The sequence below is a fragment of the uncultured Altererythrobacter sp. genome (assembly GCF_913057185.1).
GTDB classification, from domain to species: Bacteria; Pseudomonadota; Alphaproteobacteria; order Sphingomonadales; family Sphingomonadaceae; genus Erythrobacter; species Erythrobacter rubellus.
Window position 1 is genome coordinate 997,783 of sequence record NZ_CAJXNK010000001.1, and the last position, 14,699, is coordinate 1,012,481.

Below are 14,699 nucleotides of genomic sequence, written 5' to 3' on the forward strand. Positions count from 1 at the left end.
GGGATGCTCCCCGCGTGACCTGGCAGCAGCAACAACTCCCGTCAGATCACCCGCCAGTCAATAGCGGCCGTGTTGGCTTGCTCGTGGTCAATCTGGGCACGCCCGACTCACCTGAGCCGCGTGATGTGAAGCGTTATCTGAAGGAGTTCCTGTCCGACCCGCGTGTGATCGAGATACCGGCTGTGATCTGGCAGGTGATCCTGCGCGGGATCATTCTCAACACGCGCCCGAAAAAGAGCGCCAAGGCATATGCAAAAGTGTGGACCGATGAAGGTTCGCCCTTGCTGGTCATCACACGCGATCAAGCACGCGGTCTTCAGAATCGTTTGGGCGATAAAGTGATTGTGCGCCACGCCATGCGTTATGGACAGCCATCGATCCCGCAGGAACTGAAAGCGCTGCAAGAGGCCGGGTGCGATCGCATTTTGCTTGCACCGCTTTACCCGCAATATTCGGGTGCGACCACTGCCACCGTGGTCGACAAGGCAGCCGAATATCTTGGCGATACGCGATGGCAAGCGGCGTTGCGAACACTCCCCGCCTATCATGACGATCCAGCTTATATCGAGGCATTGGAAGCGGACATCACCTGTCAGCTCTCCGCACTCGATTTCAAGCCTGAAGTTCTGCTGCTCAGCTTCCACGGAATGCCGCTGCGCACGTTGGAACTGGGCGATCCCTATCATTGCCATTGTCGTAAGACCGCGCGATTGCTCGCTGAACGGCTGGTAAAAGTCGAAGGCCTAGAAGACTTGCGCATTGAAACAAGTTTCCAGTCACGGTTTGGCAAGGCGAAATGGCTGGAGCCGGCAACCGATCACACGCTTGTGGCGGAAGCGGAAAAGGGAACCAGGCGCATCGCGGTCGTTGCACCCGGATTTTCCGCTGATTGCGTCGAAACTCTGGAAGAGCTCGCGCTAGAAGGTCGCGACGAGTTTTTGGAAGCTGGCGGTAAGGATTGCGCCGTCTTGTCATGCCTCAATACGTCCGAAGCAGGCATGCAAATGCTCGAAACTATCATGCGCCGCGAACTTTCAGGCTGGATTTAGGCGCCTTTTCTATTAACATTGGGGTAAATAGCGAAACCGCTCGAAACTAGGACCACCCCCATGGCAAGCATCGCTCAACCAACACCGAAATCATCCGAGCCTGTGGACACCGCTCCTCGGCATTGGACCGAAGGCAATCCTGATCCATCCGATCTAGATCACATTCCCGGCGAAGGCGGCTGGCCGATTGTCGGCAACACTTTCAAAATGCTGGCTGATCCGCATGCCTTTACCAAGCGCATGGTTGAAACATATGGCCGCGTCTACAAGACACGTGCATTCGGCGGCTGGAATGTCGCCCTGGTCGGACCCGAAGCGAATGAGCTGGTGTTGTTCAACAAGGACAAGATGTTCTCCAGCGAGCAAGGTTGGGGGCCGGTGCTGGATCAGCTGTTCCCGCGCGGCTTGATGTTGATGGATTTTGACCATCACCGGATTGACCGGCGCGCGCTGTCGATTGCCTTCAAGCCTGAACCAATGCGGCATTATTCGGGCGCGCTCAATCGCGGGATCGCAAAGGAGATTGCCGGCTGGGAAGGTGATATGACCTTCTATACGGCGATCAAGAAGCTTACGCTTGATCTGGCGGCAGACAGTTTCATCGGTATCCCCTGGGGGCCAGAGGCCGATAGGATCAACGCGGCCTTTGTCGACATGGTGCAGGCTTCGGTTGCGCCGGTGCGCCGCCCCTTGCCTTTCACCAAAATGCGCAAGGGTGTGAAGGGCCGTGAGTTCCTGGTCGATTACTTCACCAAGGAAACGCATCGCCGCCGCGAAGAAGGCGGCGGGCAGGATATGTTCAGCCAGTTTGCCACGGCAACCCGCGAGGATGGCACATTGCTGCCGGTCGACGAAGTGGTCGATCACATGAACTTCCTGATGATGGCTGCGCATGATACGATCACATCTTCAGCGACATCGCTAATCTTTCTGCTCGCCAAATATCCGCAGTGGCAGGACAATATCCGCGACGAGATCATCGCTGTCACCGGCGGCCCGGATGCAGAAGGCAATCCGCGCCCGTTGAGTTATGACGATCTGGGCAAGCTTGAATTGACCGAGATGGCGTTCAAGGAGGCGTTGCGGCTTATTCCGCCGGTCCCATCCATGCCGCGCCGGGCGCTCAAGGCGTTTGAATTCGGGGGGTGTTCCATTCCCGCTGGAACTCCGGTTGGAATCAATATTCACCACACGCACCATGATGAAACGCTGTGGCCAGATCCCTCCACATTCGATCCGATGCGGTTTACGCCGGAGAAAGTGAAGGCGCGGCACAAATATGCGTGGGTGCCGTTTGGTGGCGGCGCGCATATGTGTCTGGGCCTGCACTTTGCATATATGCAAGTGAAGATCCTACTCGCGCAATTGCTACAACAATATTCGATTGAAGTGGCGCCGGGATATGAACCGGAGTGGCAGGCGTGGCCGATCCCTCAGCCGAAAGATGGGCTGAAGGTGAGTTTCAGGAAGTTGTGATCTAGCCATCTGCCTCTGAGTTCCTGCGGAGGCAGAAACCTGAAACGGCTGGCAAGTCAACCGTGGCCCTTGGCTCCTGCTTTCGCGGGAGCGCGCGATCTAGAAATCAATCGCGATCCCATCTTTCTCCCAGTCACCGTAGCGCGTGGGAGAGAGCTTCTCGTCGATCTTGCCCGCTTTGGGCTTGGGCGGCGGATCATTGCTCCAATGGGCAGGCTTTTCGAAGTCCCTGGCAGCCCTGGATTTCTTGGCGGATTTCTTGATTGTCATACAAACTAAATGCGCAGACTGGCGCTTGGTTTCAAGCGCGAGTAGGAGCCGCGCATGGTTCAACCTTCCGGAATTCATTCGCGCCGCGCCGCATTACAGATGCTTGATGCAGTGCTTCGCCGTGGCGAAACGCTGGAACAGGCAGAACATTCAGCGCTTCGTTCGGTCCGCAAGCCAGCCGATAGGGGCCTGGCGCTGGCGATCGCGAATGAGAGTTTGCGTTGGCAGACTGACTTCGATGCAATGATCGACAGCGCGACGAAGCAGCGCCTGCCGGATGATGCAAGGCAGCGGATGGTTTTGCGGATGATGTTGGCGCAGACGCTGCGACTGGAAACTCCGTCACACGCAGTGATTGCCACTGCCTTGCCATTGCTTGCTGGCGGCCCGCGCCGTCTTGCGCATGGCGTCTTCTCGACACTGATCAAGCGCGAGGCAGCATTGCCAGAGGCGCCGAGCCTGCCCGGGCCGGTCATGGAACGCTGGGGAGCGCGCGCTGAGGCCATTGCACCGGGACTGGTCGATCCGCCGCCTTTGGACCTCACTCTGCGCGATGCCAGCGAGACGCAAGCAATGGCTGTGCAATTGGCGGCTGATAGTCTTGCACCCGGCCATTTGCGACTGGCCCGGGGTGAAGCAATTGAAAAAATTGCCGGTTTTTCCGAAGGGAAATGGTGGGTGCAGGATCTGGCAGCATCTCTGCCGGCGCGCCTCTTGGGCAAAGGCACCCATGAATCAGGGTCAAAGCATGTGCTGGATCTGTGCGCCGCGCCGGGCGGCAAAACTCTGCAGCTTGCGGCCAATGGCTGGAATGTAACGGCGCTCGATCTTAGCAAGCGGCGGCTGGGGCTGCTAAAGGAAAACCTAGAGCGCACCGGCCTGAAAGCATCACCATTGCGTGCTGATGCGCTGATTTGGGAGCCGAAGCACCTGTATGACGCGATATTGCTTGATGCGCCATGCACAGCAACGGGCACATGTCGCCGCCACCCCGATGTGCTCCACCGGATCGGTCCAGATCAGATAGAGGAGATGGTGAAGCTTCAGCGCGGTTTGGTGGAACGAGCTGCCACATGGCTCAAACCCGGCGGAGTGCTGATTTACGCGGTCTGCTCGCTCGAACATGAAGAAGGCGAGAACCAAGCCGAGTGGATCAATGCGAATTGCGATCTTGCTCCGCTTGCCATCACAGCCGGAGAGCTGCCTGCGGGGCTGCAGCCAACTGCGGAAGGCTGGTTGCGTACCCATCCTGGTCTGCTGGCGGACGAAGGCGGACTGGATAGCTTCTTCGTCGCGCGTTGGCAGAAGGCTTGACCGCTACGGTCGCTCGCGCAAAGGCTGGCATCATGCACTTGGGCGTTTGCTATTACCCGGAACATTGGCCGCAAGAGCGCTGGAAAACCGATGCGCGCATGATGCGCGAGGCAGGGCTAGCCCGCGTTAGGATTGGCGAATTTGCATGGAGCCGTATAGAGTCGGAGCCGGGTCGTTATGACTGGCAATGGCTCGATGATGCGGTAGATGTTCTCCATGAGGCAGGCTTGGGCATCATCATGGGTACGCCCACGGCCACCCCGCCCAAATGGCTGGTCGACTCCATGCCAGATATGGTCGCGCTCGACCGGCAAGGGCGCCTGCGGGGGTTCGGCTCGCGGCGGCATTATTGCTTCAGCCATGCGGGATATCGCGAGCAAGCGGCGCGGATCACGCGCGCGGTCGCGGAGCGTTACGGCGAGCATCCGGGCATCGTCAGCTGGCAGACCGACAATGAGTATGGCTGCCACGATACGGTTCAGAGCTTCTCGCCTGCTGCGCGCGATGCGTTCCGGCTCTGGTTGAACGAGCGCTACGGCGACATAACGGCACTCAACGAGGCCTGGGGCAATGTTTTCTGGAGTATGGAGTATCGCGGCTTCGATGAAGTCGAGCTGCCGAATTTGACCGCCACGGAAGCGAACCCAGCACATTGGCTTGCGTTCCGGCGATTTTCTTCAGATCAGGTAATCGCCTTCAACCAAATGCAGGTTGAAATCTTGCGGGAGTTTTCGCCGGGCCGCGACATTACCCACAACGCGATGGGCTTTTACACCGGCTATGACCATCATGATCTGGCGAGTGACCTCGATGTGCTGGGGTGGGATAGTTATCCGCTCGGTTTCCTCGAGATGTTCCGCTTTTCGGATCAGGAGAAGTTGCATTTCGCGCGGCAGGGCCAGCCCGACATCGCCGCGTTCCATCACGATCTGTATCGTGGCTGCGCCAAAGATGAGCGCTGGTCGGTGCTGGAGCAGCAACCGGGGCCAGTAAACTGGGCGCGGCACAATCCCGCACCGCTTGATGGCATGGTTGCGCTCTGGACGCTTGAAGCCATGGCGCATGGCGCGGAATTGGTCAGCTATTTCCGTTGGCGGCAGGCACCTTTCGCGCAGGAGCAAATGCATGCCGGATTGCTACGGCCTGATGGAGAGCCAGCGCCTGCTCTTGGAGAAGCGCAGCACGCGGCTGACATTGTCGCGCAGCTGGGCAATGTGGGCCAGCCTGTTCGGCAAGCCGCAGTCGTGTTTTCTTATGATTCGGAATGGATCACGCAGACCCAGCCGCAAGGGGAGGGATTGTCTGCACTTTGGGCGGTATTCGACAGCTACCGCGCGCTGCGCAAGCTGGGTTTGAATGTCGATATCGTTCCACCCCATGCGGACATATCGCCGTACGCGCTCGTAGTGATCCCCTGCCTGCCGATCGTGCCGGAAACGCTGGCGGCATCGCTCGAGAGCTTCGAAGGGCAGGTGATTGTCGGCCCTCGAACGGGTAGCCGGACAATCGATTTCCGCATTCCGGACGAATTGCCGCCTGGACCGTTGCAATCCACCATGCCGGTGAAGGTGACACGCAGCGAAAGCTTGCGCCCCGGGCTGGAGCACGCTGGCGACGGATGGGCGATTGCGCGCTGGCTGGACCATGTCGAAGGCACAATGGAGGCAGAGCTGGTGGCCAAAGACGGTGCTGTGGCTTCTTGGCGCGCTGGCAGCCGGCGCTATCTCGCGACCTGGCCGCTAGGTGCCGTGCTTGACGAAGTGACATCGCGCGCGGTCAGTGAAGCGGAACTTCGAGCGATTGAATTGCCCGATGGTTTGCGCGTTCGGCGGACTGCGAAATACACTTTCGTCTTCAATTATTCGTCGCACAAGGTTGCGATACCTGAAGCGATTGCGGGCGCTCCGATCACCGGTTTACGCGAACTCGCGCCTGCTCGATATGCAGTATTCGCCGCTGACTAATCCTTGCTGTCGAGCCACTTCGCCAGCGCGACACCGCCGGTTATCAGGAACGGCACCAGCACAAAGCTGAGCGTGACCTTTGCGATAACCTGTCCGATCATCAGATCGGTAATGTCGAACTCACCATAAAAAGCGAGCGTGATGAAAATCACCGAATCAATCGCTTGGCTTAGCGCTGAGGCAATCGCGCCGCGCACCATCAGGCTGATCGCGCCGCCTTCGCCATTTCCGCGCAGTTTAGAAAAGATCCATACGTTAAGCAGCAGCGAAGTGATGTAGGCCGCAGGGCCAGCCATCAAGATGCGAGGTGTTTGTCCAAGTACGCGCTCGAAAGCGGCGAGGTCTTCGCGGCGATATTCGATCATCTCCAAAGACGGTGGCAAGCTTAAGGCCAGGAAGATCAGCGCCGCCGAAACAGCCAAGGGGATGAAGCCGATCCACACCATCTTATTGGCCATTTTTTGCCCGTAGAGCTGCGCAATAGTGCTGGTGATCACAACCAGCATCAGGAACGGGAAGATTCCAGCCTCGACTGCCAATTGGCTGGGCCAAAGCTGCACTTGCTTGAAGGCGACCACACCCGCCAGCACAGTCATCCCGCCATAGAGGATGGCGTAAATGAAGAAGGCGCGCGGTATGCGCAGGTCGGTCGATGAAGCTGCGGTATCTGTCATGCGCGGTTTCTAAGCGGCGCAGGGCGTAAAAGGAAAGCCTTTCCACGCAAATCCTTGTGGGAGTCTTCAGGCGAGCCAACGCGCAGGGTTTGACTAAGCGAAGAGAAACGGCAACACCCAGCGCCAATCTCGATCTTCACGGCAACATAGGGGTCTTATGCCGCAATTCGTCATCAGCCTGTTCGGCATACTCACTATTCTTGGCATCGCATTCCTGCTGTCGAATGGAAAAAAGCGTATCAGATTGCGTGTGGTGGGTGCGGCCTTTGCTCTGCAAATCGTCATGGCCCTGCTCGTGCTACGGACACCCTTCGGAGTGGCAGCCATCGGCGGCCTTTCTAACGGAGTGATCGCGCTTCTGGACTATTCGAAAGTCGGTATCGAAGCTGTGTTCGGCCCGATGGACGCAAACCCTTTCACCAACACATTCCTGATCGCAGCATTGCCGGTGATCGTCTTCTTCGCGGCGCTTGTCGCAATCCTATATCACTTGGGTATCATGCAGCGTCTGGTGCGCTGGGTCGGCGGCGCGCTTGGCTGGATCACAGGGATCAGCCGGGTCGAGGCCCTTGGCAGCGCGGCAAACATCTTCGTTGGCCAATCGGAAAGCCCGCTGGTCGTGCGCCCCTATTTGGCGGCATTGCCTCCCGCGCGGCTTTTCACTTTGATGAGCGTGGGCATGGCAGGCGTCGCGGGCACAATCCTTGCAGCCTATGCGAGCTTCATCGGCTCTGACGCCGTGCCATTCCTGCTTGCAGCGGCATTCATGTCTGCGCCGGGCGGTATCTTGATGGCGAAGATCATCTACCCCGATGAGGAGGGCGATGACGCGCATGACAATGATCCGGTCGAAGTGTCGGAAACTTTTGAAGAAGGGCACCATCCCGCCAACATCATCGAAGCCGCTGCGCAAGGCACGCAGACGGGCGTAAAGCTCGCAGTCGCTGTGGGAGCCATGGTGCTGGTGTTTGTCGCGCTGGTTGCGCTCGCCAATGGCATCTTGGGCGGGGTTGGCGGTCTATTCGGCTATCCTGAGCTGAGCTTCCAGCAAATCATCGGCTACATCTTTGCACCGGTCATGTTCCTGATCGGTATTCCTTGGGAAGAGGCCGGGCTTGCCGGCGGATTGTTCGGGACGAAAGTGGTGATCAATGAATTCGTCGCTTTCATCCAACTGGGTGCGATGGACGCAAGCATGCTGTCCGACCGAAGCCGTGCGATTGTTACCTTTGCACTGTGCGGTTTTGCCAATTTCAGCTCGATCGCGATCCAGATGGCAGTAACGGGCGGACTTGCGCCAAATCAAAGACCTGTGATCGCGCGTCTGGGATTAAAAGCGCTCGCCGCCGGTAGCTTAGCGAACTTGATGAGCGCAGCACTGGCAAGTGTGTTCCTTCCATATTAAGTTAGAGCCATGACAGATATCGCAATCGTTTCGCTCGAGCAGCCGCTCGAAACCATCGCCGACGAGCTGGGCCGCAGTTTTGCCGAATATGGCTTTGCGGTGATCCGTGATCACGGAATTCCGCAAGATCTCATCGATCGCGCCGAGCAAAAGTCGAAGGAATTCTTCGCCCTGCCGGAAGATGTGAAGCGCGATTATCAGCTGCCGGGTGGCGGCGGTGCGCGCGGCTACACGCCGTTTGGCACGGAGAAAGCCAAGGATGCGGAGGTGCAGGACTTGAAAGAGTTTTGGCACGTCGGGCGCAGCTTGCCTGAAGGGCACGCACTGGCCGAATTCATGGCGCCCAATATCTGGCCGTCAGAGATTGAGAGTTTCAAGGATACTTTCAGTCAGCTCTATTCTGCGTTTGAGACAGCTGGCGGCCGAGTGCTGGAAGCGATCGCTATGCATCTGGGGCTTGATCGCGGCTATTTTGCGCCGACCGTCGAAGATGGCAACTCGGTTATGCGTTTGCTGCACTACCCTCCATTGGGCGACGAGGCCCCCGAAGGCGCGATCCGTGCAGCAGCACACGGTGATATCAATACGATCACACTTTTACTTGGCGCAGAAGAGGCAGGGCTCGAACTGCTCACCAAGCAAGGTGAGTGGAAAGCTGTCGATACTCCTGACGGCGCGCTGGTGATCAATGTTGGTGATATGTTGGACCGGCTGACTAACAGCAAGCTTCGCTCGACTACGCACCGGGTTGTGAACCCGCGCGGTGAAGCGGCTAAACGTTCGCGTTTTTCGATGCCGTTTTTCCTGCATTTCCGCCCGGACTATGAAATCAGAACGCTGGAAAGCTGCATTGAACCGGGCAAAGAATCGGAAGCGCCCGAACCGATCTTAAGCCATGAATTCTTGCAGCAGCGCTTGCGAGAGATAAATCTCGCCTGAGCCGCGCTGGCTCCGTGTGGAAAAACTGAAATAAACCAATTCTGTTGCGGAGTCGCAACACAGCGAGGAATCCTAGGGAATCTGCGGGTTTGCAAGTTTTTCGCAGTTGCGAAAGGATGAAGCGCGGGTGCGAACGCGGCCCGCTTCATAAATCTGTCACAAAACTGACTTTTGGGATTCACTGTTCGTCTTTATCGGACGGCGTCGAGAATCAATCTCCCATCCTCATATTCTCACCAGGGGCTTAATTGTCATGAAACTAAAGTATCTTTTGGCAGCGAGCGTTGTCAGCCTTTCGGCTGCTGCGACGATTGCGACACCAGCTGCCGCGCAAACCATTACATCAGGTGTTGAAGGTCAGGTTGCTGACGAAACCGGCGCAGCCATTCCCGGCGCGACTGTTACTGTAACTGACACACGCACCGGCCAGACCCGCACATTGACTGCTGGTTCAGGCGGCAACTTCCGTGTCGGTTCGCTTGTACCGGGCGGTCCTTACACAGTGACTGCAACCGCACCTGGTTATGAAGGTCAGACTGTTGAGAACCAGTTCATCAACCTTTCGGGTAACACGTCTTACTCATTCAACCTGACATCGACCGCTGCTGGTGCATCGGACAATGTGATCATCGTGACCGGCGCACGTGCAGGCGCGGTACAGCTGGCGGTTGGCCCGGGCGTAGCGTTTGACACTGCCACGCTGGAAGCTTTCCCGTCGCTTACACGCGACGTTCGCGACATCATCCGCATCGACCCGCGCGTCAGCCTTGAGCAGAACAACGATGTTGATCGTATCTCTTGCTTGGGTGGCAATGACCGCACCAACACCTTTACCGTTGACGGCATCGTCCAGTCGGACGTCTTCGGTCTGAATGGCACACCTTTCGCAGCGCGTAACTCGCTGCCGCTTCCCTACGATGTGATCGACCAGATTTCGGTCGAATTCGCGCCGTTTGATGTGGAATATTCGGAATTCACCGGCTGTCTTATCAACGTTGTTACCGAAAGCGGTGGCAATGAATTCAGCGGTTCGGCATTCTTCACCTACTTCGATGGTGGTCTTTTCGCCAACAGCATCGATGGTCGTCCTCTGACGGCTAACGAAGAAAAGCGCTGGGGCGCTACGCTGAACGGTCCGATCATCAAGGATCGCCTGTTCTTCGCATTTGGTTACGAGGAAGCTGACCTGTCGGGTGGCAACAACTTCGGCCCGGCTGGTGGCGGCTTCACCAATGAAGCCGATTTTGTGAGCCAGGCTCAATTTGATCGTTTCGCACAGATCGCGCGCGATGTGTATGGTCAGGATGTTGGCGGTTATCCAACATCGCTGGCTGAAGGCAACGTGCGTTACTTCGGTCGTCTTGACGCGATCATCACCGATGATCACCGCCTTGAGGCGACCTATCAGCGTCTGGAAGAAACCAACATCGAAAGCGACTTCGGTGGTTCGAACCTGACCGGTTTCAACAGCTTCGAAGACGAAGGCACGATCTCGGACTATTACTCGGTTCGTTTGTACTCGGAATGGAGCGATTCAATCTCGACCGAACTGCGCGTTAGCCGTGCAGAGGTTGGTGACGTTCAAGGCCCGGTAGGTTTCGGCGAAGCACAGTCTGGCAACCCGACTCCGCGACTTGCGGTCGGCGTCGCGCCCGACGGTACGGCAGTGTCAGGTGGCGGCGTAACTGACCGCAATGGCTTGCTCTCAACCGGTCCGGGTATCTTCCGCTCGGCTAACCAGCTCGACACGAAGATCGACCAACTGCGTTTCCAGCTTAACTACGATGCCGGCAGCGGTCACTTTCTGAAATTCGGCGTAGAGTATAACGATCTAGAAGTATTTAACCTGTTCGCAATCAATGCGACAGGAACGTTGTTTTTCGACGGCCTTGATGCTTTCGAAGCTGGCGACGTAGCGCCAGGCTTCTTCTCAAGTGTTTTCGGCGACGTTGACGATCTCGTCGGCGGCGGCGCACTGGGTGGGGCAACGATTGCATCTAGCCTCGATGGGGACATCAACAACGCTGCGGCCCGCTTCAGCCGTCAGATCTATTCGTTCTACGCTCAGGATGAATGGCAGGCGACCGATCAGCTGACGCTGAACGTCGGCGCTCGCGTTCAGGTGTACGATGGAGATGCTCCTCGTGCGAACCCAAATTTCCTTGAACGCTATGGTTTTACCAATGCCAACTCATTCGCAAAGATCGACCCGGTTTTCCTGCCTCGTGTTTCGGCGAGCTATGAGTTCGACAACGAAGGCTTCTTCTCGAACAGCCGGTTGACTGGTGGCGTCGGCATCTTCTCAGGTGGTGACCCGGTCGTATACTATTCGAACGCGTTTTCGAATGATGGCTTTGCTAGTGCCAATGGCGACACTTTTGATTCCGAGTGTGCTGGTCTGACCAATCCAGACGGCTCATTCAATGTGTTGTCCGGTGGTCAGTTCGCCGGCTTCCCGCAATGTGCAGTTCTTGCAGCTGCAAATGTGGCGGCAAACGGCGGCAACGACGTGCAGTCAACCAATCCGAACTTCAAAGTTCCAACTGTGACGCGCGCAAGCTTGGCGTTCCAAACCGACATTGGCACGGAAACCGGCTTCTTCAGCAACTGGAACCTGCAGCTCGACTACATCTACTCGCGTTACAATAACGCGCTAAATTTTGTCGATCTGTCGCAGACTCCGGATATCCGTCAGGGCCTGAACGGCTTCACCGTTGACGGTCGCCCGATCTATCAGGCCATCGATTCGACAGCTGCCGGTTGTAATGCTGTTCTTCAGGGCAACGGTGGGACACCGCCAGTCTACACAAACGTTACGGCGGACTGTTTCAACACCCGTCGTGATGACAACATCCAGCTAACGAATGATGGGAACTCTACTTCGCATTCGTTCTCAGCTGTTCTCCGTAAGCGCTTTGAGAGCGGCTTGTTCACTCAAGGTGGCAGCACCAACGTAACGTTCGGCTACGCTTTCACTGACTCGAACAACGCACGTAACAACCAGTCTTCGACGGCGACCTCGTCTTATGATGTTACCGCAGCGTTTGATCGTCAGAACCCAGCGGTCTCAACCGCAACTACAGAAACCCGTCACAACTTCACCGCGGCGGTTAACTTCAAGGAGCAGTTCATCGATGGCTACGACACCAGCTTGGGCTTCTTCTTCCGCGCACGCGAAGGCCGTCCGTACAGCTTGACCTTTGATGGTGGCGGTGTGTTCAACGACTCGTCCTCGGGCAGCGACAACGCACTGCTCTATGTTCCGTCAGGCGTGAGTGATCCAAACGTATCGCCTCTGTCAGACCCGGACGCCGTTCAGGCTGTGGTCGACTACGTGAATGCTTCTGGTTGTAAGTTTACCCCAGGTGCAACGATCAAGCGCAACACCTGCCGCAACGATTGGCATGTCGATATGGACCTGCGCTTCAGCCAGGAACTGCCGTTCCTCGGAAGCCTAACCGGCATCAAGGAAGATCGCATTGAGCTTTTCGCTGATGTTGCCAACTTCCTTAACCTGCTTGATAGCGGTTGGAACATCCTGCGTTCGCGCGGTGGATTCAACGGCCTAGTTGATGTTGCTGATGGTGATGTGGACGATGAAGGTCGTTACATCATTGATGGGTTCAACCCTGATGATCAGAACCGCATTGCGATCAACCCGTCAGCATGGCGTGTCCAGGTTGGCGTCCGTTACGAGTTCTAATACTCGCACAGATCGCTTAACTATTGAGCGGCGGGGCCTTCGGGCTCCGCCGTTTGCTTTTGTCCAGACGAATGACATTTGCATCGCCAATGCTGCTTCGCGTAGTTTAGCAAGCAGGATGAGCGACAATGGATATCTGAAGCGCAAACGCGGGCCACGGCCTGGCATTATCGTTGTTCTCGCGCTCTTGCATATCCTCGCCCTTTACGGGCTGACCCGCGCATTAGCGCCTGATTTCACTCAAACGATCGAACGTTCGGTGCTGGAAACATTCACCGTTACAATCACAGCACCGCCGGAAGAACCCGAACAGCTAGATGAAGGGATGCAGGGCAATCCCGGCAAAGAGGCTGTGCCGCAACCTGTCAGCGCGCCGACGCCGCAAATTCCGCCTGAGCGCCCGCGTGACTTGCCTCAAGCCGCCTCATCCGGGGATGCCAACACATCAGGTGCAACCTTGGGTGGAGACGGGGCGGGCGCAATCGGCAAAGGCGATGGCACAGGCGCAGGTGATGAGGGAAGCGGGCAAGGTTCAACAATGGCACGCAAGCCGGTGCTGATACGCACCATCACCGATGCAAGCGCGTTTCCCATACCGCCGGGTGGCCGCCAGGCGCGTGTAGGTGAATCGGTCATCGTAAGGTTGATGGTCTCGACGCAGGGTCGAGTGAATAGCTGCAGTATCTACCGCGCCAGTCCGTTTCCTGAAACCGATGCGACTGTTTGCAAACTGGCTTACGAGCAGATCCGGTTCGAACCCGCGCGAGACAGCAATGGCGATCCGGTTGCGGCGGTGTTCTATTACCGGCAGCGCTTCTTCAACTGACCAGGCGGATTATCGATTACTTGGGTGCCGCAAGCATTTTCTGGCCGTTAGCGCGGATCGCCTTTTCAATCGCGGGGCCAACAAAAGAGAGCATGCCAGGCAGCTCGATCTCGAAAACGACTTGTTCGTCATAGACGCCGATATGTCCGGTAATCGTTTGGTTCATGGCTGTAATATGCAGTGCCATTCGATCCTCTTCGACCCAGTCCGTCTCGACATCTGCCATGCCTTCGGGGATATAGTCAGTGATCTCATGCGTCCGTTCTTTCAAACGGCGTCGCACTTCTTCGCGGCCCAGTTCATGGGGTAGGGCAACTCTCACTTGCTTTGATCCTCCAGTGCTTCAGGGCCGCCATAGCGGTACTCGAGATATCGATCCTTGACCGCAAGATCATCAAGCGCGCCTTCTGCCAGTCGGCGCGTGACACGATCGACCTCTCCGGAAAGCTTGGTCAAGCTGTCCGTCAGGCGCTCGTCCGCAGTCTTGCCGGCATGTGTTTCCTGGCGAAGGTGCTGAGGGATCTTGCGATAGTTGTCGATTGTTTCAGGGATGTATTCGCCAACCAGCTCACGCACTTCATTGACCGCCGGATCGGCCTGATCGATGGTCTGGAGTTGCATCCCGAGCGCATCAAGCTGCACGCCAAGCTTGTCCACCAGTAGGACAGCGGGAGCCGGCAGTGCAGGGCGCTGTGCTTCCAGCCAGAGCTCGGTGCTGGCGACCATCTGCTTGGCATCGCCTTTCTTGAGTTCATGACGCTGAGGGATCTTGAGCTTGCGACCGCGCGTTATAACGCCCACGGCGACCATCGCCGCTAGCAGAGTCAACATGATACCTGTAAAGCCAATTCCGTCGATGATCAGGCCAATGGCCACTGCTGCTGCCCAAATCCCGGCAAAGGCGATCAGGATCCGTTTGATCATTTTCTTCCAATGCTTCGATTTTGCCTCGGCAGAGAAACGCCCGATTGATTCTGCGGATCGATGTGTACCGCCATGATCGCGATTGGCGACGAGGCTCTTTCCGGCTGCACTCAGTATGGCATCGGATTCACGAGTTGAATCAGACATGGATTCAG

General features: G+C 57.1%; 12 protein-coding genes. 8 read left to right on the plus strand and 4 right to left on the minus strand.

Translation table 11 applies throughout. The annotated features are described in order from the left end of the window. Positions 1 to 14 precede the first annotated feature (14 nt). Together hemH and QZ487_RS05045 are read left to right on the plus strand one after the other, a co-directional pair. Positions 15 to 1,049 carry a ferrochelatase gene (gene hemH, locus QZ487_RS05040; protein ID WP_285976668.1) on the plus strand — a complete coding sequence of 345 codons (1,035 nt, stop codon included), beginning with the start codon at positions 15 to 17 and terminating at the stop codon, positions 1,047 to 1,049. A 60-nt stretch (positions 1,050 to 1,109) separates the two neighbouring features. Beyond that, a complete protein-coding gene (locus tag QZ487_RS05045) occupies positions 1,110 to 2,525 on the plus strand; it encodes a cytochrome P450 (RefSeq protein ID WP_296023609.1) in 1,416 nt (471 codons plus the stop codon). A 99-nt stretch (positions 2,526 to 2,624) separates the two neighbouring features. Here the strand turns inward: QZ487_RS05045 and QZ487_RS05050 are convergent, their stop codons facing one another. Further along, positions 2,625 to 2,795: a DUF1674 domain-containing protein gene (locus QZ487_RS05050; protein ID WP_285976670.1), complete on the minus strand. Its 171-nt coding sequence runs from the start codon at positions 2,793 to 2,795 to the stop codon at positions 2,625 to 2,627. A gap of 54 nt (positions 2,796 to 2,849) precedes the next feature. Between QZ487_RS05050 and QZ487_RS05055 the strand changes: the two genes are divergently transcribed. Both QZ487_RS05055 and QZ487_RS05060 read left to right on the plus strand, forming a co-directional pair. Next, a complete protein-coding gene (locus tag QZ487_RS05055; RefSeq protein WP_296023611.1) occupies positions 2,850 to 4,109 on the plus strand; it encodes an RsmB/NOP family class I SAM-dependent RNA methyltransferase in 1,260 nt (419 codons plus the stop codon). Between the two features lie 32 nt (positions 4,110 to 4,141). Further along, complete coding sequence (locus QZ487_RS05060) at positions 4,142 to 6,073, plus strand: beta-galactosidase (RefSeq protein WP_296023612.1); 1,932 nt, start codon at positions 4,142 to 4,144, stop codon at positions 6,071 to 6,073. Here the strand turns inward: QZ487_RS05060 and QZ487_RS05065 are convergent. Beyond that, on the minus strand, positions 6,070 to 6,747 hold the full coding sequence (locus QZ487_RS05065; protein WP_296023614.1) for a queuosine precursor transporter: 678 nt from the start codon (positions 6,745 to 6,747) through the stop codon (positions 6,070 to 6,072). The genes QZ487_RS05060 and QZ487_RS05065 overlap by 4 nt on opposite strands. Before the next feature lie 157 nt (positions 6,748 to 6,904). On the opposite strand from QZ487_RS05065, the gene QZ487_RS05070 reads away from it, so the two are divergent. The 4 genes from QZ487_RS05070 (at position 6,905) to QZ487_RS05085 (ending at position 13,620) form a co-directional block, all read left to right on the plus strand. Next, on the plus strand, positions 6,905 to 8,152 hold the full coding sequence (locus QZ487_RS05070) for a nucleoside transporter C-terminal domain-containing protein (protein ID WP_285976674.1): 1,248 nt from the start codon (positions 6,905 to 6,907) through the stop codon (positions 8,150 to 8,152). 9 nt (positions 8,153 to 8,161) lie between these two features. Beyond that, the gene (locus QZ487_RS05075; RefSeq protein WP_296023616.1) at positions 8,162 to 9,091 is read left to right on the plus strand and encodes a 2-oxoglutarate and iron-dependent oxygenase domain-containing protein; all 930 of its coding nucleotides are present in this window, start codon (positions 8,162 to 8,164) and stop codon (positions 9,089 to 9,091) included. A 253-nt stretch (positions 9,092 to 9,344) separates the two neighbouring features. Further along, positions 9,345 to 12,794 carry a TonB-dependent receptor gene (locus QZ487_RS05080; protein ID WP_296023617.1) on the plus strand — a complete coding sequence of 1,150 codons (3,450 nt, stop codon included), beginning with the start codon at positions 9,345 to 9,347 and terminating at the stop codon, positions 12,792 to 12,794. A 118-nt stretch (positions 12,795 to 12,912) separates the two neighbouring features. After that, positions 12,913 to 13,620 carry a TonB family protein gene (locus tag QZ487_RS05085; protein ID WP_296023620.1) on the plus strand — a complete coding sequence of 236 codons (708 nt, stop codon included), beginning with the start codon at positions 12,913 to 12,915 and terminating at the stop codon, positions 13,618 to 13,620. 16 nt (positions 13,621 to 13,636) lie between these two features. On the opposite strand, the gene QZ487_RS05090 is transcribed toward QZ487_RS05085, so the two are convergent. Both QZ487_RS05090 and QZ487_RS05095 read right to left on the minus strand, forming a co-directional pair. Further along, the gene (locus tag QZ487_RS05090) at positions 13,637 to 13,942 is read right to left on the minus strand and encodes a polyhydroxyalkanoic acid system family protein (RefSeq protein WP_296023622.1); all 306 of its coding nucleotides are present in this window, start codon (positions 13,940 to 13,942) and stop codon (positions 13,637 to 13,639) included. Next, positions 13,939 to 14,691 carry a hypothetical protein gene (locus QZ487_RS05095; protein ID WP_296023625.1) on the minus strand — a complete coding sequence of 251 codons (753 nt, stop codon included), beginning with the start codon at positions 14,689 to 14,691 and terminating at the stop codon, positions 13,939 to 13,941. Before QZ487_RS05095 ends, QZ487_RS05090 begins: the two co-directional genes overlap by 4 nt. Between the last annotated feature and the right edge of the window lie 8 nt (positions 14,692 to 14,699).